General features: G+C 68.7%; 15 protein-coding genes. 8 read left to right on the forward strand and 7 right to left on the reverse strand.

Annotated elements, in window-relative coordinates:
• Positions 1-2,110 (forward strand): 3'-5' exonuclease (locus GU5_RS0108740; RefSeq protein WP_029514153.1); only part of this gene is annotated, 2,110 nt, incomplete at its 5' end.
• A gap of 15 nt (positions 2,111-2,125) precedes the next feature.
• Here the strand turns inward: GU5_RS0108740 and GU5_RS0108745 are convergent.
• Positions 2,126-2,545 carry a DNA mismatch endonuclease Vsr gene (locus tag GU5_RS0108745; RefSeq protein ID WP_010525207.1) on the reverse strand — a complete coding sequence of 140 codons (420 nt, stop codon included), beginning with the start codon at positions 2,543-2,545 and terminating at the stop codon, positions 2,126-2,128.
• An 89-nt stretch (positions 2,546-2,634) separates the two neighbouring features.
• Between GU5_RS0108745 and GU5_RS0108750 the strand changes: the two genes are divergently transcribed.
• Positions 2,635-4,317 (forward strand): restriction endonuclease FokI C-terminal domain-containing protein, encoded by a 1,683-nt coding sequence (locus tag GU5_RS0108750; protein WP_139084392.1) that lies wholly within the window; start codon positions 2,635-2,637, stop codon positions 4,315-4,317.
• On the opposite strand, the gene GU5_RS0108755 is transcribed toward GU5_RS0108750, so the two are convergent.
• The 4 genes from GU5_RS0108755 to GU5_RS14895 all read right to left on the reverse strand — a co-directional run bounded on the left by GU5_RS0108755 (position 4,308) and on the right by GU5_RS14895 (position 11,725).
• Positions 4,308-5,432, reverse strand: a complete 1,125-nt coding sequence (locus tag GU5_RS0108755; RefSeq protein WP_010525209.1) for a DNA cytosine methyltransferase — start codon at positions 5,430-5,432, stop codon at positions 4,308-4,310. The two genes, GU5_RS0108750 and GU5_RS0108755, sit on opposite strands and share 10 nt — an antisense overlap.
• Positions 5,433-5,816: 384 nt before the next feature.
• Positions 5,817-8,138: an AAA family ATPase gene (locus GU5_RS14890; protein WP_050806647.1), complete on the reverse strand. Its 2,322-nt coding sequence runs from the start codon at positions 8,136-8,138 to the stop codon at positions 5,817-5,819.
• Between the two features lie 280 nt (positions 8,139-8,418).
• Positions 8,419-9,678, reverse strand: coding sequence for an MFS transporter (locus GU5_RS0108765; RefSeq protein WP_010525211.1), 1,260 nt, complete (start codon positions 9,676-9,678; stop codon positions 8,419-8,421).
• Between the two features lie 262 nt (positions 9,679-9,940).
• A complete protein-coding gene (locus GU5_RS14895; RefSeq protein ID WP_083830433.1) occupies positions 9,941-11,725 on the reverse strand; it encodes a phosphotransferase in 1,785 nt (594 codons plus the stop codon).
• A gap of 127 nt (positions 11,726-11,852) precedes the next feature.
• On the opposite strand from GU5_RS14895, the gene GU5_RS0108775 reads away from it, so the two are divergent.
• The 4 genes from GU5_RS0108775 (at position 11,853) to GU5_RS0108795 (ending at position 17,738) form a co-directional block, all read left to right on the forward strand.
• Positions 11,853-12,842: an arsenic resistance protein gene (locus GU5_RS0108775; RefSeq protein WP_010525213.1), complete on the forward strand. Its 990-nt coding sequence runs from the start codon at positions 11,853-11,855 to the stop codon at positions 12,840-12,842.
• Positions 12,843-13,155: 313 nt separating this feature from the next.
• Positions 13,156-14,337 (forward strand): sensor histidine kinase, encoded by a 1,182-nt coding sequence (locus tag GU5_RS16375; RefSeq protein ID WP_010525214.1) that lies wholly within the window; start codon positions 13,156-13,158, stop codon positions 14,335-14,337.
• A gap of 129 nt (positions 14,338-14,466) precedes the next feature.
• Complete coding sequence (gene nudC / locus GU5_RS14905) at positions 14,467-15,561, forward strand: NAD(+) diphosphatase (protein WP_010525215.1); 1,095 nt, start codon at positions 14,467-14,469, stop codon at positions 15,559-15,561.
• Entirely contained in the window at positions 15,558-17,738 is a 2,181-nt protein-coding gene (locus GU5_RS0108795) for a UvrD-helicase domain-containing protein (protein WP_010525216.1), read from the forward strand. Before nudC ends, GU5_RS0108795 begins: the two co-directional genes overlap by 4 nt.
• Before the next feature lie 72 nt (positions 17,739-17,810).
• On the opposite strand, the gene GU5_RS14910 is transcribed toward GU5_RS0108795, so the two are convergent.
• A complete protein-coding gene (locus GU5_RS14910; RefSeq protein WP_010525217.1) occupies positions 17,811-18,446 on the reverse strand; it encodes a M48 family metallopeptidase in 636 nt (211 codons plus the stop codon).
• Between the two features lie 11 nt (positions 18,447-18,457).
• On the reverse strand, positions 18,458-20,086 hold the full coding sequence (locus GU5_RS0108805) for a zinc-dependent metalloprotease (protein WP_010525218.1): 1,629 nt from the start codon (positions 20,084-20,086) through the stop codon (positions 18,458-18,460).
• A gap of 191 nt (positions 20,087-20,277) precedes the next feature.
• Here GU5_RS0108805 and GU5_RS0108810 point away from each other — a divergent pair, with 191 nt between their 5' ends.
• Entirely contained in the window at positions 20,278-21,477 is a 1,200-nt protein-coding gene (locus GU5_RS0108810) for a PDZ domain-containing protein (RefSeq protein ID WP_139084393.1), read from the forward strand.
• Between the two features lie 117 nt (positions 21,478-21,594).
• Positions 21,595-24,765, forward strand: coding sequence for a UPF0182 family protein (locus GU5_RS0108815; RefSeq protein ID WP_010525220.1), 3,171 nt, complete (start codon positions 21,595-21,597; stop codon positions 24,763-24,765).
• Positions 24,766-24,961: the final 196 nt, after the last annotated feature.

Raw genomic sequence — 24,961 nt, forward strand, 5'->3', positions numbered from 1 at the left:
GCTGGTGAAGCGCCGCGAGAAGCGGGCGGCGCGGGAGGCCGAGGAACGCGGAGCAGCCGGGGAGTCCGGCACCCCGGCGTCCGACGACGCCGACGCCGCGGCCCCGGCCCAGGAGGTCGCCGAGATGGCCTCGCTGGTCGAGGCGCTGGCCCAGCTGCCGGGGGAGGCCGATCACCCTGACGGCGAGCATCCCGACATCGCAGGCTTCAGCGCCGAGGGCCTGGCCCAGCTGCGCGCGGCCCAGCAGGATCTGCAGCGGCTGCGCGGTGCCGCGGGCCTGGACCTGTCCTCGCTGATCGAGCGAATCATCGAGGACACCGGGCTCGGCGTCGAAGTCCTGACCCGGCCGGGGGAGGAGCAGCATACCGCCACCCGTCAGCTGGACGCGCTGATCCAGCATGCCGAGTCCTTCGTCGCCCAGGCGCCCGGCCGTGCGGATCTCACGGGTTTCCTGGAGTGGGTCGATGCCGCCGAGGACCAGGAGAACGGCCTCGCCCAGGCGTCGGTGGAGCCGACGCCGGGGGCGGTGCAGCTGCTGACCGTCCACGCCTCGAAGGGCCTGGAGTGGGAGGTCGTCGCCGTCGTCGGCCTGCGCGAGGGCCAGTTCCCCTCGGACAAGGCCGATCACTGGCTGCAGCGGAACGGTCAGCTGCCCGCACCGCTGCGCGGGGACGCCGAGAGTCTGCCGCAGTGGGAGAGCGACCAGGAGACGGTGGCGCTGTGGTCGGCCGCCTCCGGAGAGGCCGCGGACACCGCCTATCGCAAGGCCGAAGCCGAGCGGCTGGGCATCGACGAATCCCAAGTGGCGTCGTATAAGAAGCAGATCAAGGAGTTCTCCCGGCAGGAGGAGCGGCGGCTGGTCTATGTGGCCGTCACCCGGGCGGAGCGGCTGCTGCTGGCCACCGGGGCGCGGTTCTACGGGGCGACCAAGGGGAATCTGCCCTCCGTGTTCCTGCGCGAGCTGGCCGAGGTCGACGGCGTCGAGTGGATGACGGCCGAGGACGAGACCGGCGAGACCCGGGAGCTGCGGCTGCCCGACGAGGTCGCCGATCCGCTGCTCGAGGAGTCGTCCGACCCCGACGACGAGGCGGTCGCCAAGGAGTTCACGAACGAGCCCAACCCGCGCGGGACGGAGAAGCTCGGCGTCGACTGGCCGATCGATCCGCTGGCGACCACGCCGGTGCGCCGCTATGTGGAGCGTCGCTTCGCCGACCAGCCCTGGCGCGCCCCGGAACTGGAACCGGTGGACGACGGCGAGCTCACCCCGATCACCCGTCGACCGGCAGTCGAGGCGAGCCTGGAGGCAGTGCGTCGGGCCGTCGCCGAGGGAGTGGAGCCGGATCCGGCCAGCGAGGTGGAGCAGGAAGCCCAGTGGGTGGTCGACCGGTTCCTGACTGCCCGGCGGCCCATCGGCCGGCCGCAGATGCCGCAGAACCTGAGCACCTCACGGTTCGTGGAGCTGGAGAAGGACAGCGCCGACGTCGCCCAGCAGTACCTGCGCCCGGTGCCGAAGAAACCTTCTTACGTGATGCGTCGCGGCACCGCGGTGCATGCCTTCATCGAGGACTTCTACGGGCACAAGGCCGGCCTCGACGGCGTGGAGGATCCGCTGGAGGGCGATCAGCACCTGGACGAGGCCTTCGGCATCGCTGAGGTGCGCGAGGCCCTGGAGGTCTCGCCGTGGGGGGAGCGGCAGATGGCGGCGATGGAGATCGCGATGAAGACGTCGCTGGACGGAGTGACCATCAGCGGCCGCATCGACGCGGTCTTCGGCACCACCGCCGACGGCGACGACGTGCTCACCGAAGACTTCGACCGGTGGCAGATGCTGCCCCGCGACGAGCGCAACGCGCTGATGAGCCGGTGCAGCTGGCACCTGGTCGACTGGAAGACCGGGCGCGTGCCGAAGGGCGAGGACCTGCGGAACAAGCAGCTGCAGCTGGCGATCTACCGGCTGGCCTTCAGCCTGAACTACGGCGTGGACCTGCGGCAGATCGAAGCCTCGTTCTACTACGTGGACCATCAGACGCCGGTGCACGCGGAGAACCTGCCCGACGCCGAGCAGCTGCGGTCGGTGATCCGCTCGGCGCGGCGACACTTCGCGGAGTGAGGGAGGCGGTCCGGGTCAGCCGGCCGGGCCGTCCAGAGCGCGTTCGACGGCGGCGGCGATGTGCTCCGGGTCCTCGTGCTCCCAGAAGCGCAGCACTGTCCAACCGGCCTCCTGCAGCAGGAGTGTCGTCTCGGCGTCGCGCTCCCGGTTCCGCGCGATCTTGGCGGACCAGTAGTCGACGTTGCTCTTCGGCATGATGAAGTGCTCCGGACAACCGTGCCAGTAGCAGCCGTCGATGAGCACCGCGATCTTCTTCCGGGCGAAGGCGAGATCGACGCTGCGCCGGCGGTCCTGGGGGAGCGGCCGGTACGAGACGCGGTACCGCCGGCCCCGGGCGTGGAGCAGGCGGCGCACCGCGAGCTCGGGCTTGGTGTCCCGGGCGCGATTGGCGCGCATGGTCAGTCTCGCGTTCTCCGAGGAGGCCCAAGAGCCCACGATGCGTGTCCTTCGAGACATGTTCGTCGCTGGTCATGACTAGGGTATAGGTACGTCAATGCTCACGTCTCTCCAGGAGGTCCTGGACTATGCCAAAGCCCTATTGGTGGATCACTCGACCCCACCGAAAGCCTGTCAACGTTCCCCAGTCGTTGGCGGCTTTCGCCGGCGTCGCTTCCGGGCAGAAGTGGTCCGGGAACCGAGAACTGCAGATGGCCTACGAGAATCGTCTCGTCGAGCTGGGTCTGAAGCGCCAGGGGGAGTACACAGAGAGAGCCCGCGGTCGAGGCGGAAGCGGGGGCCGTACCCACGCCGCCTTGCTCTACAGCCTCGGGCTCTTCTTCCACCACCAGGACTCGCCGGACTCGAGGGAGGAAATCCACCTGACCCTCGCCGGACAGGCCCTGGTTGACCAGGAAGATGCACTCCCCATTCTCCGCAAACAGATCCTCGCGTATCAGTTCCCGTCGGCGTTTTCCATCGCCCAGAACGTAGATCGCATCTTCAAGCTGCGCCCATTCGTGGCCCTGCTCAAGTTGCTGAAGCATCCGAAGATCGAAGGATATCTGACCGACCGGGAGATCGCATCCTGCGTGATCCCCTATATGACATCTCATACAGATCGGGCCGTCGATCAAGCTGCAGTACAGATCCGCGAATTCCGGCTTCACGACACCACGACTCTGGAAGAGTCCTTTGCGAGGAAGTTCGCGTCGCCGAGGTCTAAGAAGGACTGGACGGCGGACAAACTCATCGAAGGTGGCGGCACGCTCGGAGATATCGCTGACACCTTCGTCCAGTGGCTTCGTTACATCGGTTATGCGGTGCCTGCACCCGGCGAGGTATACGGCGCGCGGGAGCGGACGGTCACGGCTTTGAACCCAGAACTGGTGAAGGAAATCGACCAGGTCGTCGACGAGTGGGGGGCCAAACCCCTCGAGACAATGTACGAGCCTGAGAACGACAAGTTCGCACTCGCGGAATCGAAGAAAGCGTTCCAGCGGGGATATGGCGTCAAGGTCGGTATGACGAAGGACCAGCGACTGGTTCGTGACATCAGGGGTCGCAGCGAGACCGATCGCAATCACGCACTCGTGACGGGGTCGCTGGCGCGTCTGTACGAGACCGAGATGGTCACGGAAGTGACGGACAAAGTGATCGATGCCGTAGTGAATCATTGTGGGCTGGACCGTCAGACCGTAGCTAAGACGCTGGCGGCAATCATCAGTTCTCCGGCAACCGGCAAGAGTGCGTTTCTGGACCGATACGAACAGATGGCCTATCGAGGGACTGAAGAGGCGATCACGTTCGAGAAAGCCACGGAGACCGTCCTCAGCGAGGTCTTCGGTCTCGGTGCCGAACACGTCGGCCAGGCGGGGACGGTCCCCGACGTCGAAGTGTGGTCAGACTCCTGGGGCGGCATCATCGATACGAAGGCCTACGCCGCGTACGACCTGCCTCACGATCACCAGTTGCGAATGCATGCAGACTACGTCCCCGACTACGCCGCTGGAGTGGAAGGGCGCCCTCTACGCTTCTTCATGTACATCGCAGGAGGCTTCGTGCCCAGCTTCGATGGGAAGCTCCGAAACGTCATCGACAAGGCCGGGATCGCAGGTTCTGGTATTTCGATCCGGGCGTGGCGGAACCTCATCCACGAGTACCCGGAATCGGCAATGACACATGACGACCTCCTGGAGCTCTGGTCTTTGGGACGTGAGATCACGGTCCAGGACGTCGCGGAGGCCCTGGGGAGCGCCGATCAGTCCTGAGGGATGAGATCTGCCAACGACGGATCGACTGATGAGTAGGGTTCCCCGGCGAAGGAATCCAGGATAGCTTCGAAGATGACCTGGGCCCCCTGCGGGGGGACCGCCATGCCGATCTGCTTGCGTACCGATTCCTTGGAACCGAGGAACTCGAACGTGTCGGGAAACGTCTGCAGGCGGGCGCGTTCACGATTCGTCAGAGCCCTCGGTTCGGACCAGTGATAGATGTGCGTGCCTCCGCCGCCCGAGCCGGTGACAGTATAGGCCGGTTTGTCCGGATCGAGGCGGCGATAGATCGATGACAGGCGCGTCTTGGTCTTGATCTGCAGATGCTCCGGCATATCGCCGATCCATGCATTGCCGCCAGGTGGAATGTGCCCCAGCCGCTCTACGACGACCTCGGACTGCCTGGTCGCTTCCTGGTTGGGCGCATCTGGATCGATGTTGGCAAGCGCCGTGCGAGCCGTGACATCCACGTCCGCGAAACGCTTGGGGTCGGGGACCTCGAACTCGACGTTGAGGTCCGACCGGATTCCGACGACGATCATCCGGTGCCTCGCCTGAGGAACACCGTAGTCCTCAAAATGGTAGTAGTGTGGGTAGATGCGGTAGCCGGCGTCCTGCATGTCCTTGAAGATGCGCTTCAGAGCCGCGCCCCCGTTGGCCCGAATGCCTCCGACGTTCTCTGCCAGGAACCAGTCCGGTTGGAAACGCCGCAACGCCTCGACTCCGTATGTATAGAGAGGGCCGAACTCTCCGTCGAAGCCCTTGCGCTCGCCGACAGCACTGAAATCATTGCAGGGGAAGCCGAAGGCGAGGCCGTCGATATCTCCGAGTTCGGCCAGCACGTCGTAATCAAGAGTCCGGATGTCCGCGTTCACGACTGACGGGTCGTCCTGGGTTCCGCACACGTTGTACGAGTACGTCCGGCACGTGTCGGCGTCGTAGTCCGTGGCCCATTGGTGAACGATGCGCTGTCCCGGCCGAGAGGCTCGCTTGGCTGCCAGGCCCAGACCGCCGGGTCCGGAGAAGAGCTCGCCGAATCTGAAAGTCCTCGTCGAACTCTCCTGCCCAACGGTCGTCGTGGGGGAGGCATGAGGTTCCACGATAGTTGTCACGGTGGTCTGTCTCCTCGGTCCGATGCGGTCACGCCGCGGGTGCGGCGGTGCTAGCTTCCAGCTTACTGAGCGAAGCGCGTCATTGCAGCTCGTGCCCTGGTCTGGCTCAGGTGCTGTCTCAGCCCAAAGCGGGTTGCGTGCTTCTCGCGCAATCAGTGGCAACTGCAGAAGCATGCAAGTCTGTGCAGTGTACCTGTTCCGAATATATGTTCGAGCTCTGACATGGGTGTGACCAACCACAGTCGCTAAGATCGGTGGTCGGCGGTTGCTGGTAGCAGGCGTGATGGTCCCTGCCTGTCTGGCCTCGAGCCTCGAAGATCAAGGGCCGCGTTCCTTGGGGGTTCCTGTTCGACCCGGGGTTGATAGTCGGAGCTGTCGCCAAAGCTATGATTGTCCGCTGACCTTGTCCATCGGTCCCTGCGGGAGCATAGTGGGATCAACGTCCGTAGCTGTGCACATGCGCTCAAAATGCTCTCCGTCGACTTCTTTCAGGAATTGCATGCAGCGCATGATCTGGCCGTGCACAGTCCGTGCATCGAGCACATCGACACTCTCGTTGCCTTCGCCGTGCGAAAATCGGTTGCAGAAGTCGTATACATCACGGTACGGCTCGCCGTCCTGGGCTCGGACTAGTTCCTCAAGTGCTTGGAGGAAGTTGGTCCGGTGGGGCGCCTTGTAGCTCGCAAAGATCTCGAGAACTCGGCGGCTCGCGTTCGGCAACAAGAAGAGGCGCTCGTGGTCTTTTGGATTGGCTATTCCCGTCATGACCATCGAGAAGAGGTAGGCGTACTCGGAGATATTGTTGAGCAAAAATCGCGGAAGCTTGTCGAACTGTGATCGGCGCTGTCCGCCAATAACGTCGGCATACATTTCTAGGAATGACACCTTGGGAAATGTTGACTCATTCGAGTTTCCCTGGTCTATTTTTTTCATGGACTTTCCCCAAGTATTGTTTTGGGACTTGAGGAACAGTCGAAGTAGGTTGAAATCGTGCGTTAGCACAATGTACTGACCGAATCTTTTGAGTTTGTCTACAAGCCACTGATGTGTGGAGAATAGTGATTCACGGTCGAGGGAGCTGGATGGATCGTCGATGACCACGATCCGCTTCGACGGGTCCCCACCAGGGGTCTGCTCGTCCTCTAGCTTTCGCAGGAAGTAGAGCAATGAGAGGGTTGTTCGCTCACCATCACTGAGGTTCGATGCGGCATTGACGCTTCGGCGGCACTCGTACGACTTCCCGTCCTCAGTCACGGTCACGCTGAGGTGGCCATTGCCGTAGACGCGGGATAGATCGCGAGTGAGAGTGTCGGCCATGTCCTTGGTCGTGAACATTGCCTGACGAACCTCATTGAGTTGGCGCTCTGTCTGTTCCGCAGTCTGCGTGCATGCCGAGCTCCTGAATGCCAGCTCCTGGGCCTGCCCTTCAAGTGTGCGGAAGGCCTCGGCCTGTGTGCCAACCAGGTGATCCATGACCGTTCGTGTCCGCTCGGCGGTCATCTCCCTGTGGTGATTCGCCTGCTCGTTATGTCGGGCTACTGCTTGATTGAGCGTTGCAGTGGAAAGCGCACTAAGGAGAACTGACCAGTCGGGAGCTTCGGGGGCTGCGCTTGGGTCGTCAGCTTTGATGGCGAGAGTCGTTTCAATAGTCTCCAGAACGTCGAGCCTTTTTCCTGCCTCTTTCTCCGTGTTCTTCCATGCTTCCTCGTACGCCGGTTTTACATCACCAGCCAGGCTGTCAGTGGCGGGCAATTTGGAGAGCCAAGCAGAGAGCTGCTGCTTCTCGCGAGTGACAGCCTCTATCAGGGTCTTGGTTCTGCCCCGGATTCTGAGCCAGCTCTCGTCGAAGTGGCGGGCCAATTGCGTATGCCGCTCGTTGGTTATCTCCCCAGCGCAGAAGAAGCAGTGGTCGACCCCTTCGTGGAGCTCAAGTCCATCCTCGACCCATTTTTGGGCCGTTGGATTGTCTTCTAGGGCCGCAATAGCGGCTCGAGTCGGAGTTTCGGCGAGGAGGTCTGACAGGCCTTGCAATTCGCTTGTGATCCCCTCGGGCGGCGCCGGAACCTCAGGGATAGGCGTGGGAGCCCGCTCGGCCAGTCGCTTCAAGGCCTGAGCGTGGGCTTTGCTGTCAGGAGCCTCACCCTCGAAGCTGCGAAGGTCGTGTTTGACTCTGGCAATCGTGAAGCGGTTCTTTGTGAAGTAGCTGTAGTCGAACTCTTTGAGCTCGGCTACAAGGCGATCCTGGACTGCTCGGGCTAGATTGTCGACTTCTGCGTTCGCGGCCTTCCGTCGCTCCTCAGCTTTGTTCGCCTCAGCTAGTCGTTTGTCAATCTCGTCTGTGAGCCGAGTTTCCTCCTCTTTAGCGTCGATCGCCTCATGGCCCAGCGTCACAATGGCAGAGGCGCTCTCGCCGTCGAGGAACGCTGACAGGTTCGTTTCCACCCATTTGCGTGTGAAGACCGATATGGGTGGTGCGGCGATCACTTCTCCTGAATTGATGGTGGTCCGTTTTTTCTCGTGGTCTTCCCATACGAGATCAGTAGGTGACGATCCCTCGGCCAGTTCGAGCAGTAGCTCAGATAGGGTCGATTTTCCGCTGCCGTTGTGGCCGTAGATTACGGTCCGGCCGCCAAGCGGGAGGTCTTCGGGCCAGAAGTTCTGGTCAAGCGACCGCCACGGAGCTTTAGGATCAATTCGGCGAAGCATGATTCAATCCTAGGTGCTTTATCGAGGGAGATCGGGTGCGAGGTTCTCGCGTGACTTGCGTTCGTTGCGTACTGGCTGTTGTGAAAGGTCCTCGGTCATTGGCCAATTAGCATCGCCGAGCATGTAGGGCGTTGGCACCTGGGGAGTGTCGCAGGGTCGGTCGTTACGACTATGCCCCGTACGGCGTCGCATGAGAGTCCTGAGCTCATTGGTATTGAAGCGGGCCGTTGGGCGTTGTGGGCGGGTATCGTGGCAACTTGGGCAATGCGAGCCAGGACTTTCACCCCCGCACAGGCTTCAGCACCGGCTGCCCGGGGTGGGCGCGGCGGGCCAGCACCACCGCGTACATCGTGATGGCCACGCCGATGACCGCCGCGATCGACCCGACGTAGCTGGGCGCCCGCAGGCCCCAGTCCAGGTCGATCACGGCCGCGCCCATGGCCGCGCCGAGCGCGTTGGCGGCGTTGAAGGCTGAGTGGTGCAGCGAGGCCGCCAGCTGCGGGGAGTTCGGGGTGGCGTCGATCAGGTGCGTCTGCATCGCCGGACCCAGCGCGGAGGCGGAGACGCCGACCAGGAACAGGAAGAACAGCGCCGGCACCACCACGTGGGCGGTGGCTGCGAAGAGCACCATGAACACCGCCACCAGGCTCATCGCGAGCACGACGGTGCCCAGCACTGTCTTGTCCGAGCTCCAGCCGCCCAGGAAGTTGCCGCAGACCATGCCGAAGCCGTAGAGCCCCACGACCCACGGCAGGTACGTCGCATCCAGCCCGGTCACGTCGGTCATCACCGGGGAGATGTAGGAGTACAGCGCGAACATTCCGGAGAAGCCGATCACCGAGAGTCCGATGCCGACCCACAGCCGCCGGTTGGCCAGACCCTTGAGCTCGCCGCGCTTCGAGGCTGAGGCATGCGGCTCCTGCCGAGGAGTCAGTGTCGCCACTGCGATCATGGTGATCACCGCCAGCAGCATCACGATGGCGAACATCCAGCGCCAGCCGAACTGCTGACCCGCCCACGTCACGATTGGCACGCCGATCACATTGGCGACGGCCAGACCGCCCATCACCACGGCGATCGCCCGGGAACGCTTCGTCGGCCCGGCCAGATGCGCGGCCATCAGTGCGGCCACGCCGAAGAACGCCCCATGGGGCAGCCCGGAGATGAAACGGGCGACGAGCATCAGCTCATAGTTCGGCGCGAGCAGACTCAGCAGGTGCCCGACGGTGAACAGCCCCAGCAGGATCAGGGCGTAGGAGCGCCGTTCACGGGTGGCGCCGAAGAGTCCCAGCACCGGAGCACCGACGACCACGCCGAGCGCATAGGCGCTGATCAGCAGGCCGCCCTGCGAGCGGGTGACGTCCAGATCGGCCACGGCCTCCTGGAGCAGGCCCATGATCGCGAACTCGGTGGTGCCGATCGCGAAGCCGCCGGTGGCCAGCGCGAGGATCGCCAGCACCACCTGCTTGCGCGAGAAGCGTGGAGCATCGGTGACCAGCGGTGCGCCGTCGTGGTCGGGAGACTGTGTCGAGGTTGCCAAGCAGCAGCCCTTTCATCGGTCGTCGGAGCGATCGCCCGTCCGGCGGGTCGCAGTGTCAGAGTCGGAGCCGCGGCACGGCTCGGCCCCGCACACCGATGTGCAGCGCACCAATAGCCAACTGGTGCGACGGGGCGGCCATTCCCCGCACGCGCCCGGTGAGAGACAGATCAAACCCGAAGTCGACGAGACCGCGGCCGGACGTCGTCCGGGAACACCCGGCCGGCCCCGGGGAAGCGGGTCGGCCGAGGCGGGGGAACGGGCCTCAGGACTTCGGCGGCCGCAGGCCCGGGAAGGCCGAGTAGACCGAGTCGGAGGTGTCCGTCAGCCGGCTCGGCCGGGAGGACGACGACGGCGCGTCCGCCGCGGCCGCCACATCCTCCTGCTCCTCAGGCCGCGACTGTTCCGACTGTTCCGACTGCTCCGACGTGTCGTCCGGATCCCCGGCGGAGGTCGCCGACTCGGCCGAGCGGGCCGAGTCCGCCGAGGCGGCGGAGTCGGAGCTCTGCGGCGGGAAGAAGCGCTTCTCCCGGGCCCGCCGGTCGGCGTCCTCGTCGGGGGCGATGGGAAGCTCCCCGGTGGTCGGTCCGGTGGTCTCAGCGGTCTCGGTCGTCTCAGCAGACTCGGCGGCGTGCTCCGGGCCCTCGGCGTCGACGGCGGGGAGCGCCCCGGTGGGCTGCTCGTCCGCCTCGATGCCCGACTCGGCGCCGGCGGGCGCGCCGGAGCCCAGCGGCGGGATCTCGCCGGTGGGCTGCTCCTCGGCCGCGTGCTGCGGCGGGCGCGGCACTGGCGCTGTGTGCTGGGCGTCGTCGTCCGCGACGGCCGGCGAGGGCTCGGCGTCGAGCTCCGGCTGCGGCCCGGACTCAGCAGCCTCGCCGGCCGGCTGATCCGCGACCTCCTCCGTGTCCTCCTGCCCGGACTCGTCGGCGCTGGCGTCGGTGATCACCGCCGGCTCGTCGTCGCCGACGCCGGAGTCGGCCCACTCGCCGGTGTCGGCCACGGTGGCCGCGGCCCCGGGACGGGCCACCGGCTTCGAGTCCTGGGTGCCCGCCGGCCCGGTCTGCCCGGTCTGCCCGGTCGGCTCGTCCTCGCCGGCCGGCTCGGCGTCCGGCGAGCTCAGCGAGATCGGCTGCCCGCCGTTGGCGAGGACGTCCTCCTCCAGCTGGCGCAGCAGCTCACGGGCCTCGTCGACCATCTCCTGGTTCTCCGTGGTGTGTCCGCGCACCAGCCACTGGGCCAGGGCGAACTCCGCCGAGAGCGCCGCCCGCCGCATCAGGTGCGGGTCCGAGGGGCCCCGGCGGTGAGAGCGGTAGGCGGCCAGCACCGCGTCGGAGAACTCCACGTCCGGCGAGGCGGTCAGCCAGGCGAAGTCGTCGGCCGGGTCCCCGATGTGCAGGTCGGTCCAGCCGGTCACCGCGACCACGCGCTGCTCGTCGATCAGCAGCGAGTCCTCGTGCAGATCGCCGTGGGTGACCGTCGGAGTGAAGTCCCAGAGCTCGCGCTCCTCCATGGCATGCTCCCAGCGGCGCAGCAGCGTCGCCGGGATCTGGCCGGTGGTCGCGGCTTGGTCGAGCTCGTTGAGCCGGCGCTGGCGGAAGCGCTCGGCGGAGTAGCGGGGCAGGTCGGCGTCGTCGACGACGGCCTCGTCCAGGTCATGGATCGCGGCGACGGTGGCGCCGATGTCGTCGATCAGCTCCGCCGGGCCGCGGTTGAGCTCCTCGAGCTCCATCGAGGCGCCGGGCAGGTGGTTGTAGACGAAGGTGCGCAGCTCGCCGCGGCGGACGGCGCCGGCCACTGAGGGCAGCCGGAAGGGCAGCTCCGCCCGGATCCCGGTGGAGAAGCCGCGCAGCACCTGCAGCTCGGTCTCCAGGCGCATCGCGGCCTCCTGGTGCTGCGGCGAGCGCACGCGCCAGCGGCCGCCCTCGACGTCGACGACGATCGCCGAGGTGAAGTCCCGGGCATCGTCGGCGGCCGCGGCCACACCCGTGGGGGAGAGTCCCGGCACGGCGGCGGTGGCCATCGCCGCCAGCTCCATCGAAGTCCATCGCACGCACCCCAGCGTATGGGACGCCGCGGGCGACGACACGATGGGGCACGGTGTTTCCTCGAAATCTCCCGTCGCCGGCCCTCGCCGGCCGACCGTCCGGGAGCGCGTCCGGACTGGAAGAATCGCAGACATGACCGACTCCGCCGTGCCCGCCGGCTCCTGGATGCGTCGCCGCCAGGTTCCGCTGTACCTGGCCGCGTTGGCGGCCGGGGCCGCCGTCGGGCTGGTCGCGCCGTCGCTGGCCGGCGTCGCCGAAGCCCTCGTGCACCCGGTGCTGGGGCTGCTGCTCTACGCGACCTTCCTGGAGGTGCCGGCGGCCGCCGTCGGGCGTGCGATGCGCGATCGGCGCTTCCTCGCCGCGGCGCTGGGCATCAACCTGCTGCTCGTCCCGCCGGTGGTGCTGCTGCTCTCCCGCACGGTCGCCGACGATCCGGCCGTGCTGCTCGGCGTGCTGTTCGTGCTGCTGACCCCGTGCGTGGACTACGTCGTGGTCTTCGCCGGGCTGGCCGGGGGAGCGCGGGAGCGGCTGCTGGCGACCACACCGCTGCTGATGATCGGGCAGATGGCGCTGCTGCCGGCGGGTCTGTGGCTGCTCGCCGGGCCGCAGGCGCTTCAGACGCTGCACCCGGAGCCCTTCCTCACCGCCTTCGCGCTGCTGATCGTGCTGCCGCTGGCGGCGGCCTGGCTCACCCAGGCCGCCGCGCGGCGCACCCGACCTGCGGCGGCGCTGGCGCGGACCGGATCCGCGGCGATGGTGCCGCTGATGATGCTCACCCTGGCGACGGTGGTGATCTCGCAGATCGCCGCCGTCGCTGACCAGCTCGCCGCGCTGCTGCAGGTGATTCCGCTCTATGTGCTCTTCGCGGCGATCATGATCGTCCTCGGCCTGGCCGTCGGGCGGCTGGCCGGTCTGGACGTCGCCGGTCGGCGGGCGGTGATCTTCACCGGGGCGACGCGCAACTCGCTGGTCGTGCTGCCGCTGGTGCTCGCCCTGCCGGACCGGTTCGCGCTCGCCGCGCTGGTGGTGGTGACCCAGACCCTGGTCGAGCTGGTGCTCATGGTGATCATGGTCCGGGCGGTGCCGCGGCTGGTGCCGCAGCTCCTCACGGGCAGGGGATGACCCAGCAGTAGAACGGGTCGCCGGCGGCGTTCATGCTGGTGATCAGTGTGGCCAGGGATGTCAGGAGGTTCATCGGACCTCTCCTCTCGGGGTCTGCGAGTGTGATCGTGAGACGCTCAGTCTCCGAGGTCAGTCTCCTGCAGATCGGTGACGAGGGCCAGACCTGCCGGCCCCGGTCCGGTGACTGAGAGGTGACCATCCGGTGGCCGGGCGGCGGGGAGCGGATGCCCGTGCCGACGCCGGCGGTGAGTAGTATGCCTGCTGTGATCCCGGAGACGACCGCCGCGCCGGATATGCCGAGGCAGGGCCGCTGATGGAGTCTGTGCTGCCCCGCATCGGCCGCTCGCTGCGCCGCCACCTCACCGCGCCGCCGCTGAGCTGGCGGACTCGACTGATCATCTGGGGCTTCCTGGTCGCCTATCTGGCGCTCGAGCTCGCCTCGGCGCTGGGGATGTTCGGCGAGACCACCGCCGGCGTCGGACGGGACGGCTTCGCCGAGGTCGCGGTGGTCGGGCTGCTGATCGTGCTGGCTTCGATCTCCGCACCCGCCGGGACCCTGCTGATGTTCGCCTTCGCCTTCGGCACGGTGGCCGACTGGTACCCGATGAACTTCGCGATGGGCTTCGTGTTCATCGCCGCCTGCCTGACGCGCACCGCGACCTGGGGATTCACCGCCTTCAGCGCCGTCCTCTACCTGGGCTGGGCGGCGGCGGTGCTGCTGACCGGCCACCCGATCGCCGTCGTGCTGGTCTCCTTCTTCCTGGTGCTGCTCGGCACGACCATCGGCTGGTACTTCCGGGCCCACGACGCGCGGGTGCGGCGGATCGTGGAGGACCTGGACCGCCAGGCCGAGATCCGCGAGGAGGCCGTCGTCGCCGAGCGCCGACGGATCGCCTCGGAGATGCACGACGTCGTCGCCCACGGGATGACGGTGGTGGCCATGCAGTGCTCGGTGCTGGAGACCCTCGACGAGCCCGAGGCCCGCCGCTCGGTGCAGCGCACCATCCGGGAGGCGGCGGGTCAGTCGCTGGTGGACCTGCGGCGGCTGCTGGTCGCGCTGCACGGCAGCCAACGGTCCGACGGCGCGGACGCGCCCGACGGCGGCGAGGGCCTGGACGCGCTGCGGCGCTTCGGCGAGCGGCTCGAGGAGGGCGGCTACACCGTGCGGCTGCGCCTCGAGGTGCCCGAGGACCTGCAGCGCTCGCTGGAGCTGACCGTGCTGCGCGTGGTCCAGGAGTCGGTGACCAACATCCTCAAGCACGGCCCGGGCGAGGGCGAGGTGGTCCTGGAGGTCGTGGCCGAGGACGGGGAAGTGCGCGTCGAGGTCTCCAGCCCGATCCGGGAGCAGGAGGCCGGCCGCAACACCACCGGTGCAGGCATGGGGCTGGCCGGGATGGAGGAGCGGCTCCGAGTCTTCGAGGGCACGCTGGGCTGGGGCCCGGCCGACGGACGCTGGCTGGTGTCGGCGACGCTGCCGCTGCGCGGCCGGGGCTGAGACGCCGGACGTCCCTCGCGCGGCGAGGCTCCGACGAGCCGCTCCGGGGCGCTCCTGCACAGTGGCCGACTCCTGCACAGGGGGCCTCCGGATGCGTCGGGCCGGTGCCGGGGCGATACGCTGGAGGACATGCACGTCGTCAGCCCGGCCCTCGATGAAGGGCCCCTCGCTCTGCCGCAGACCGGCCACCGGATCGACCGGCACGATGCCGACCGGCAGCGGGAGGACTGGCTGGCCGAGGTCTGGCGGCGCCCCGGGACGCGGGTGCTGCGGGTGACCGGAGACCGGGTGCGCCGCACCGCCGACGGCGCACGGCCCGCCCTGGAGCCGGCGCACGGCGAGCTGCCGGTCGGGACCGTCTACCTCGGCGAGGTGCCCGCCGCCGATCTGGCCGCCGATCTGGCAGCCGATCTCGCCGGCGCCTCCGACGAGGTCTCCGCCGACGCGCCCGGCGGCGTTCACGTCGTCGCCGTCGAGGAGCCGGAGGACGACCACGCCGACGCCGCCGCGGACATGGTCTCGACGTTCATGCTGCGCCGCGACGCCGCCGAGCTGGCCGCCGTCGACGCCGGGCTGCTCACCCAGGCCGTCGCGATCCTCGCCTGGCACCGCGGTGCACCCTTCTGCCCCGCCTGCGGCGCGGCCACCGAGGTCCGAAGCTCCGGCTGGATGCGCGCCTGCCCGCAGTGCGGCGCCCAGTCCTTCCCGCGCACCGACCCGGCGGTGATCACCGCCGTCGTCGACCGCGACGACCGGTTGCTGCTGGGCTCGGCGGTGCGCTGGGACGCCTCCCGCTACTCGACCTTCGCCGGCTTCGTGGAGGCCGGCGAATCGGTCGAGCAGGCCGTCGCCCGCGAGGTCGCCGAGGAGGCCGGGGTCGACGTCGTCGAGGTCCGCTACCTGGGCTCGCAGTCCTGGCCGTTCCCGCGCTCGCTGATGCTGGGGCACCTGGCGGTGGTCGACGACGCCGAGCGCGCCGTCGCCGACCGCGACGAGATCCGCCACGTCCGCTGGTTCACCCGCGAGGAGCTCGCCGCCGAGACCGCCGCCGGCCGGATCGGGCTGCCGCCGCGCTCGTCCATCTCCCGGGCGCTGATCGAGCACTGGCACGGCGGGCGGATCGAGGACGCAGAGCCGCACCCCGGCCCGCAGACGCCAGTCCGCGATCGAGACCGAGACAGCAGCCGAGACCACCGACGAGACGAAGGGGGCGATCGCCGATGACGGCGTCCGTGCAGCCCGCAGGAGCAGACGCGCAGGCGGCACAGCCCCCGGAGGCGGTGCTCGCCGGACTCGACGACGAGCAGCGCGAGGCCGCGGCCACCCTCACCGGGCCGCTGTGCATCCTCGCCGGCGCCGGCACCGGCAAGACTCGGGCGATCACCCACCGCATCGCCTACGGGGTCCGTTCCGGGGTCTATGACCCGCACCGGCTGCTGGCGGTGACCTTCACCGCCCGCGCGGCCGCCGAGATGCGCTCGCGGCTGAACTCGCTGGGCGCCCCCGGGGTGCAGGCGCGGACCTTCCACGCCGCCGCGCTGCGCCAGCTGCAGTACTTCTGGCCGATGGCCATCGGCGGGACGATGCCCGAGATCCTCGACCACAAGGTCAGGCTGCTCTCCGAGGCCGCCCGGCGGCTGCACATCACCACCGACCGGGCCGCGCTGCGCGACCTGGCCTCGGAGATCGAGTGGGCCAAGGTCTCCACGCTGACGCCGGACTCGTACCTGGAGGTCGCCGCCGGCCGCGCCGAGCCCGGAGGGGTGGACCACCGCACCTTCGCCAAGCTCTACCAGTCCTACGAGGACGTGAAGCTGGACAAGCACCTGATCGACTTCGAGGACGTGCTGCTGCTGATGGTCGGCATCCTCGAGGACGACGAGCGCGTCGCCGCCCAGGTCCGCCAGCAGTACCGGCACTTCGTCGTCGACGAGTACCAGGACGTCTCGCCGCTGCAGCACCGGCTGCTCGACCTCTGGCTCGGCGGTCGCGACGAGCTCTGCGTGGTCGGCGACGCCGCCCAGACCATCTACTCCTTCACCGGTGCGACGCCGTCCTACCTGCTGGAGTTCACCCGCCGCCATCCCGAGGCGAAAGTGGTCAAGCTGGTCCGCGACTACCGCTCCACCCCGGAGGTGGTCCAGCTGGCCAACGGGCTGCTGACCGACCGCACCCGGGAGCAGGCGAGTCTGCAGGCGCGCAGCCGCGACACCGGCGAGACGGTGCCGGCCTGGCCGGATCCGCTGCGGCTGGTCTCGCAGCGCGAGCACGGCCCGAACCCGCAGATCACCCTGCACGATGACGACGACTCCGAGGCCGCCTGGATCGCCGACCAGATCGCCGGGCTGCAGCGCTCGGGGGTCTCGCTGAGCGAAGTCGCGGTGCTCTACCGCACCAACGGCCAGTCCCAGGCGATCGAGCAGGCGCTGGCCAAGGTCGGGGTGTCCTATCAGCTGCGCGGCTCCGAACGGTTCTTCTCCCGCCGCGAGGTCCGCGAGGCCATCGCGGCGCTGCGCACCTCCTCGCTGGTGGCCGAGTCCGAAGAATCGGTGCCCAAGACCGTCCGCGACATCCTCTCCGCCCACGGATGGCGGCGCGAGGCCCCCGAGTCCACCGGCGCGGTGCGCGAGCGCTGGGAGTCGATGGCCGCGCTGGTCTCGCTGGCCGACCAGCTCGACGCCGAGCGCGAGGACTTCACCATGCGCCGGTTCCTCGCCGAGCTGGAGGAGCGCTCGGCCGCCCAGCACGCCCCGACGGTGGAGGGCGTCACGCTGGCCTCGCTGCACTCGGCCAAGGGACTGGAATGGGACGCGGTGTTCCTCGCCGGGCTCTCCGAGGGGCTGATGCCGATCACCTTCGCGAAGGAGCAGCGCGAGATCGACGAGGAGCGGCGGCTGCTCTACGTCGGCATCACCCGTGCGCGGAAGTATCTGAGCCTCTCCTCCGCCCGATCGCGGCACAGCGGCGGCCGCGGGCGGCGCAGCCCCTCGCGGTTCCTGCGTCCGCTGCGCCGCGAGCTCGGGCTGGAGGAGCCCACCCGGAAGATCGCGCCGTCCTCGGGGCGGGCGAACCCGAATTCCCGGGTGCGGAAGTCGACGGCGACCTGCTCGAGCTGCGGGGAGGTGCTGACCACCGGCACCGAGGTCAAGCGGAGGCGCTGCGCGGACTGCCCGGCCCGCTACGACGAGGAGCTCTTCGAACGACTGCGCCAGTGGCGGGCCGAGCAGGCCCAGAGCCTCGAGGTGCCGGCCTTCGTGGTCTTCACCGACGCCACTCTGGAGGTCATCGCCGAGCGGCGGCCGACCACCCGCGACGAGCTCCTCGAGGTCCCCGGAGTGGGGGAGCGGAAGCTGGAGAAGCACGGCGAGGCGCTGCGCGCGGTGCTCGAGGGCCGCGGCTGAGCCGAGCACGGGAGATGTCGATTTTCAGTCGAACGGCCCCGGGCGACTCGGCGGCTCGGGCGCGCGACGGTCTCAGTCCTGCGGGTTCCGCCAGCCGTAGCTGACGCCCTCGAGGAAGGCGTCGGCGGCGACAGTGTGCGGATAGGCCGCCACCAGCCGCTGGAACTCCGGGCCGTGATCCGGCTCGATCAGGTGGGCCAGCTCGTGGATCAGCACCGAATCCTGGACCCAGCGCGGCATGCCGCTCAGCCGCGAGGACAGCCGGATGGTGCCCTCCAGCGCCGTCGTCGACCCCCAGAGCGTGTTCTGCCGATCCGACCAGGTCACCGACCGGACCTCGTCGGGATCCAGGAGGCCGCCGAAGTGCTCCTCGACGAGCTGGTGCGCGCGCTGCATCAGCTCGTCCTCGGTGCGCTCGCTCCGGGCCGCGCGCCGCTCCAGCTTCCGGCGGAAGGCGCGGGCGTGGCCGTCGACCTGGCGGCGGCCCAGCCGCATCGGCACCCGCAGCCGCAGCACGCCGTCGACCTGGTCGGCCGAGACGGTGCGGGTGCGCCGCGAGGAGCGCACCACGATCACCGGATGGCCGTCGACCTCGATCTGCTCGGTCTCGCGCCGAGTCTGCGACGACTTCTGCCCGGGCCGCGATCCGCCCCCTGTGCGCGGACGCCCGCGGGAGGGCGAGGACGACGATGACGACGATGAGGGCATCGACGCGGCGCTCAGGAGGTCGGGGAGCCGCCGGAGCCGCCCGGGCGGTCGGAGTCGTCGTCGGACTCGCCGGACTTGCCCGACTCGTCGGCGTCGCCGGTTTCGCCGGTGCTCTCGTCCTCGGGGGAGGGGCCGGACTCGGACGGGCCGTCGTAGCCGCCGGCCAGCAGCTTCTCCAGCGCCTCGTCGAGCTCGGCCGACTCCGCCTCCCGCTCGGCGCGACGGCGATGGAAGCCCTCGGGATCGTCGAGGTCCTGCTCGTCGGGCTGCACGTCCGGGTGGGACCAGACCTCGTCTCGGCCGGCCATGCCGTCGGCGGTGCGCAGGTGGGCCCACAGCGCGGCGGCGTCGCGCAGTCGGCGGGGCCGCAGCTCCAGGCCGACCAGCGAGGCGAAGGTCTCCTCGGCCGGGCCGCCGGCGGCCCGGCGACGGTTCATCGTCTCGCGTAGCGCGCCGAGCGACTCGAGGTGCTCGGCGGCCTGGCTGACGACGTCGTCGACCCAGCCCTCGACCAGCGCCAGCGTGGTCTCGATGCGGCGCAGCGCGGCATCCTGCATCGGCGTGCGCTCGGAGGAGAACAGCCCCTCGCCCATGATCTGCTGCATCGCCTCGGGGTTGGTCGGGTCCACCTGCGAGGCGGCCTCCTCGATCCGACCCATGTCGATGCTGATGCCCGCCGCGTACTGCGCGACGGCGTTGAAGAGGTCCTGCTCCAACCAGGGTGCGTGGGTGAACAGCCGCATCCGGGCGGCCTCGCGCAGCGCCAGGTAGAGCACGATCTCCTGGCGGTCGACCTGCAGGCCCTCGCCGAACTCGGCGATGTTCTTCGGCAGCAGCGCCAGAGTCCGGCCGGCCAGCGGGAGCCCGATGTCCGACGCGGAGTGGACCTCCTTGGCGAGCTCGCCGACGGCCTGGCCGAGCTGCATGCCGAAGGCCATGCCCCCCATCTGCTCGAGCATGCCGGTGATCTGTTCGGAGCCGGCGCCGCCGAGCATGCCCTGCATCTCCGGCGGCAGTCCGGCGGTGAGGTCGCCCTGCTCGCCGAGCTGGTCCTTCATGGTCTGCGACAGCGCGGTGGAGACAGACTCGGCCACCGGTTCGGTCAGCCGCTTCCAGGAGTCGAAGGTCTCCTCGATCCACTGCGCCCGCGACCAGGCCTTGCCGAGCTGGCCGGTGGAGGTGAAGGTGGTCGCCGCGTCGAGCCACATGTCGGCCAGCCGCAGCGCCTCGTCGATCTCCCGGGACTCGGCCGGCGAGACGCTGGGGTCGTCGCCGGAGGCGGCCTGACGGGCGGCGTTCTTGGCCATCGACCAGTTGACCGGCCCCTGCCGGTCCTCCTCGGAGGAGTTCTGCATAGCGCTGAACATCGCCTGCACCTGGCCCATGATCTGCTGCATCATCTGCGGATCCATGCCGGGCATGCCCATCTGCGAGGGGTCGAAGCCCTGCGCGCCGGACTGGCCGGACTGACCGGAGCCGGGGGTGCCGGTGAAGCCGATCGACGGGCCCTGCGACGAGTCGCCCGACCCGCTCTGGTTCCCGGAGGGGTCGGAGCCGAAGAGCTGCTTGAACAGCTCCTCCATGGGGTTCTGCGGGTCCTCGCCGTCGCCGTCGCGGCGCTCGGAGTTGTCACCATTCATCGGTTGCTCCCTGACTCGTCGCTGACCATGGGTCTGTGGAGTCTCCAGAGTATCGAGCCGTCGAGCGTGGTGTCCGCCCCGCGGGCCCGAGTTCGCGCTCGGTGGACGGGCCGGCCGGCGCGGCGTCGTCGTCGCCTCCGACGGCGCGTTCGCCCCGCCATGGCCGGGATGAGACAATGTCCTGGATCACCATGACAGACCAGCATCAGCCGCCGCGCGCCGCGCAGCCCGCCCCGTCGGTCCCGGAGCCCGACCCCGAGCAGACCTCCGCCGCGCCCTCGTCCGATCATCCTGCCGCCGGCACCGGCACCTCCGCCGGACCGCCGCGTCGTCGGCGCCTGCGTCGGGGAGTCCAGCTGGTCGCCGGCGCCTCGGCCCTGCTGCTGGGTGCGGCGTCGCTCTCGGCTCCCAGCGCTTTCCTCATCGAGTCCCCGGGGCCGACCTTCAACACCATCGGTGAGACCGACGGCCATCCGATCATCACCGTCGACGGCGCCGAGACCTATGAGACCGACGGCAATCTGGACCTGACCACGGTCTATGTCAACGGCCAGCCCACCTCGGTGGTCCGCGTGCCGGACATGATCCGCGGCTGGTTCGACCCCTCGGTCGACATCGAGCCCCATGAGCTGGTCTACCCCTCGGGCACCTCGGCCGAGGAGGTCGAGCAGCAGAATGCGCAGGCGATGACCAGCTCCCAGGACCAGGCGGTGGCCGCCGCCCTGGACGAGCTGGGGATCGAGCACTCGCAGCGCCTGGAGGTCGTGGAGTTCACCGACGGCGCGGAGGAGTCCGGTGCCGACGACGTGCTGCGGATCGGCGACCAGGTCGTCGCGGCCGCCGGCGAACCGGTGGCCGGCGTGCAGGGACTGCGTGATGCGGTCACCGAGGCCGCAGGTCAGCCGGTAGGATTGGACGTGATCCGGGACGGCGAGCGGCAGGAGGTCGAAGTCCCCACCTACGAGGAGTCGGACGGCCAGCACTACATGGGGGTTCTCCTGCAGGGACGTTTCGACTTTCCGGTCGACGTCGACATCCGGCTCGACGACGTCGGGGGCCCCAGCGCGGGGATGATGTTCTCGCTGGGAGTGATCGACACGCTCACCGAGGGGTCGATGACAGCGGGGGAGCACTGGGCCGGAACCGGCACGGTGGACGCGGACGGGACGGTCGGCCCCATCGGGGGCATCGCCCAGAAGGTCCGCGGGGCCGAGGCCGAGGGTGCGGACCATTTCCTGGCTCCGGCCGGCAACTGCGCCGGGCTCGAGGGGCGAGTCCCCTCCGGCATCGACGTCTACAGCGTCGAGGACGTCCACCAGGGCCGGTCGATCGTCCAGGCGGTCGGCGACGGCGACGAGGCCGCGCTGGACGCCGCGGAGACCTGCGGATGAGCGGGTCCGTCGGCCCCGACCACCGCACAGCATCACTGAAGCACTGAAGCACCGACGAGCACACCCACGACGCCGTGGGCCCCTCGGGGCCGCGGCAGAGGCGAGGAGAGGGTAGACGTGAGTTTCTCCCAGGGATTCGGTTCCGCGAACCCCTTCAGCGGCGGAGGCCTGTTCGGCTCCGGGAACGACGACGACAGCTCCGGCGGCTCCGGCCGCGGCGGGCGAGGAGGTGACGACGGCGGATCGAACGGAGCACGCAGCGGTTCGCGACGGCCGTCGGCGCTGACGCTGACGATCATCATCATCGCCCTGCTGATCGGGGCGTTCATGATCTTCTCCGGCTTCTACGCCGAGATCCTCTGGTACAACCAGGTCGGCTACTCCGACGTCTTCTGGACCGAGCGGCTGGCCCGGATCGGAGTCTTCGCCGCCGGATTCGTGGTGATGGGCGCCTTCGTCTGGCTGAGCCTCTTCCTGGCCTTCCGGCATCGCCCGCAGACCCTCGGGCGGCAGGTCAACGAGTCGGTGCAGCGCTATCAGCGCACGCTGGACTCGATGCGCCGGCTGTTCATGATCGGCCTGCCGGTGCTGATGGGCTTCTTCGCCGGCACCGCGGCCTCGGGCGCCTGGGACACGGTGCTGCTGTTCTTCAACCGTGAACCCTTCGGCGACAGCGACCCCGAGTTCGGCCTCGACTACGCCTTCTACGTCTTCAACCTGCCGTTCATCGGCTTCCTGACCGGGTTCATGGTCTCGGTGGTGCTGGTGGCCGGCATCGCCGGCATCATCTGCCACTACCTCTACGGCGGCATCCGGATCGAGCCCAACGGGCGCTTCATCATCGAGAAGGCCGCCCGCTGGCACATCGCGGTCACCGCCGCGCTCTTCGTGCTGCTGCAGGGGGCGAGCTGGTGGCTGGACCGCTACTCCACGCTGCAGTCGCAGGACGGCGACTGGGCCGGTGCGATGTACACCGACGTCCACGCCGTCATCCCGGCCCAGGCGATCCTCGCCGTCGCCGCAGTGCTGGTGGCCGCGATCTTCATCGTCACCGCGGTGACCGGCCGCTGGCGCTTCTCGATCATCGGCACCGCGATGCTGCTGGTCACCGCCGTCGTCGGCGGGGCGATCTACCCGTTCCTGGTGCAGGAGTACCAGGTCCAGCCGTCGGAGCGGACGCTGGAGCAGGAGTACATCCAGCGCAACATCGACACCACCCGCTACGCCTACGGGCTGCAGGACATCAGCCAGGAGAGCTACGACGCCGACGTCACCGCCGAGGAGGGCGGGCTGAGCGAGGACTCGGTCAACACGGAGAACGTGCGCCTGCTGGATCCGAACCTGGTCAGCTCCTCCTTCGGGCAGCTGCAGCAGTTCCGCCAGTACTACCAGTTCCCGGAGACGCTCAGCGTCGACCGCTACAGCATCGACGGCGAGGACGAGGACACCGTCGTCGCCGCGCGTGAGGTGAACGTCGCCGACGACGCCTCCTGGGTCAACGAGCACCTGATCTACACCCACGGCTACGGACTCGTCGCGGCCAACGCCTCCTCGGTGACCCCCGAGGGGCGGCCGGACTTCACGCTGCAGGGCATCCCGACCCGCGGCGAGCTCGCCTCGGACGAGGACTACGAGCCGCGCATCTACTTCGGGGAGAACGCCCCGGACTTCTCCATCGTCGGCGCCCCCGAGGGCGCGGACCCGATGGAGCTGGACCGGCCGGCGTCGGGTCAGAACGAGGAGGACGCGACCTACACCTTCGACGGAGACGGCGGCCCGTCGGTGGGCGGCCTGTTCAACCGACTCGTCTACGCGATCCAGTTCCAGTCCCCGGAGATTCTGCTCTCCGGCGACATGAACTCCGAGTCGCAGATCCTCTACAACCGGGATCCGCGCGAGCGCGTGGAGAAGGTCGCGCCGTTCCTGACCGTCGACCAGAACGCCTACCCGGCGATCGTCGACGGCCGGGTGAAGTGGATCGTGGAGGGCTACACCACCTCCGACGACTTCCCGTACTCGGCGCAGCAGCAGCTCGAGTCGGCGACCACCGACTCGCTGACGCAGGGTCAGCCGGTGCTCTCCGGCCAGGTCAACTACATGCGCAACTCGGTGAAGGCCACCGTCGACGCCTACAACGGCTCGGTGGACCTCTACACCTGGGACGAGGAGGACCCGATCCTGAAGGCCTGGGAGAAGGTCTTCCCGGACGCGCTGCAGTCCTACGAGGACATGAGCGCGGAACTGATGGACCACGTCCGCTACCCGGAGGACATGTTCCGTGTGCAGCGTGAGCTCCTGGGCCGGTACCACGTCACTGACGCCGGGGCGTTCTACGAGGACAACGATGCCTGGTCGGTGCCGGACGACCCCACCGAGGAGGACGCCTCGGTGAAGCAGCCCCCGTACTACATGACGCTGCGGATGCCGGGGCAGGACGAAGCGGAGTTCTCGCTGACCTCCACGTTCATCCCGCAGGTGACCGAGGGCGCCCAGCAGCGCAACGTGCTCTACGGCTACCTCGCCGCCAGCGGCGACGCCGGCACCGGCGAGGACGGGACGAGGAGCGAGGACTACGGACAGCTGCGGCTGCTGGAGCTGCCGCGCGACACGGCGGTCCCCGGACCCGGCCAGACGCAGGCGAACTTCGACTCCAACTCGGTCATCTCCCAGGAGCTGAACCTGCTGCGCCAGGGAGCCTCCGAGGTGATCAGCGGCAATATGATCACCCTGCCCGCCGGCGGCGGCATCCTCTATGTCCAGCCGGTCTACGTGCAGTCCACGGGCACCACCTCCTACCCGCTGCTGCGGAAGGTCGTGGTCTCCTACGGTGAGGAGGTCGGCTTCGCCGACAGCCTCGACCAGGCGCTGGACCAGGTCTTCGGCGGCGACTCCGGCGCGCAGGTCGCCGACGGCGCCGGCGTGCAGGGCGAAGAGGTCGAGGAGGAAGCCGGCGTCGACGGCGAGGGCGACTCGGGCGACTCGGGCGACTCGGGCGACACCGGCGAGTCGGAAGGCTCCGCCGAGGAGTCGCCGTCGCCGGACGCCCCGACTTCCGCGCCCACCGGCCCGGCGGCCGAGCAGCTGCAGGACGCCCTGGACCGGGCGAGCCAGGCCATGCAGGACTCTCAGCAGGCGCTGCAGGACAACGACTTCGCCTCCTACGGGGAGGCGCAGGACGCGCTGCAGCAGGCTGTGGAGGACGCCATGGCGGCCCAGGAGGAGCTCGACGGCGGGTCCTCCGGCGGTTCGGGCGGCTCCGGCGGTTCCGGAGACTCCGGCGGCGAGTGATCCTCCGCCGCTGAGCCCGGTCGGCCGACCGGCCTGAGACGGGGCCCGGGAGCTGTGTGCTCCCGGGCCCCTTTCTCGTCTCTCGGCCCTGAGCTGGGCGCCTCGGCGCTGGGGCCCTCGCAGCACTGAGTGGCCACTCCTGACGACATCGGGGCGGCGACACGCCGTCGGAAGCCGGAGAATGTCATCAGAAGTG

The organism is Nesterenkonia sp. F (genome assembly GCF_000220985.1).
Classification (GTDB): Bacteria; Actinomycetota; Actinomycetes; order Actinomycetales; family Micrococcaceae; genus Nesterenkonia.

Bases quoted from the DNA above. Each gene is read 5' to 3' on its own strand.
- GU5_RS14890 (WP_050806647.1), bottom strand. From the start codon at position 8,138: ATGCTTCGCCGAATTGATCCTAAAGCTCCGTGGCGGTCGCTTGACCAG.
- GU5_RS0108750 (WP_139084392.1), top strand. From the start codon at position 2,635: ATGCCAAAGCCCTATTGGTGGATCACTCGACCCCACCGAAAGCCTGTC.
- GU5_RS0108775 (WP_010525213.1), top strand. From the start codon at position 11,853: ATGACCGACTCCGCCGTGCCCGCCGGCTCCTGGATGCGTCGCCGCCAG.
- nudC (WP_010525215.1), top strand. From the start codon at position 14,467: ATGCACGTCGTCAGCCCGGCCCTCGATGAAGGGCCCCTCGCTCTGCCG.
- GU5_RS0108795 (WP_010525216.1), top strand. From the start codon at position 15,558: ATGACGGCGTCCGTGCAGCCCGCAGGAGCAGACGCGCAGGCGGCACAG.
- GU5_RS16375 (WP_010525214.1), top strand. From the start codon at position 13,156: ATGGAGTCTGTGCTGCCCCGCATCGGCCGCTCGCTGCGCCGCCACCTC.
- GU5_RS0108805 (WP_010525218.1), bottom strand. From the start codon at position 20,086: ATGAATGGTGACAACTCCGAGCGCCGCGACGGCGACGGCGAGGACCCG.
- GU5_RS14910 (WP_010525217.1), bottom strand. From the start codon at position 18,446: ATGCCCTCATCGTCGTCATCGTCGTCCTCGCCCTCCCGCGGGCGTCCG.
- GU5_RS0108810 (WP_139084393.1), top strand. From the start codon at position 20,278: ATGACAGACCAGCATCAGCCGCCGCGCGCCGCGCAGCCCGCCCCGTCG.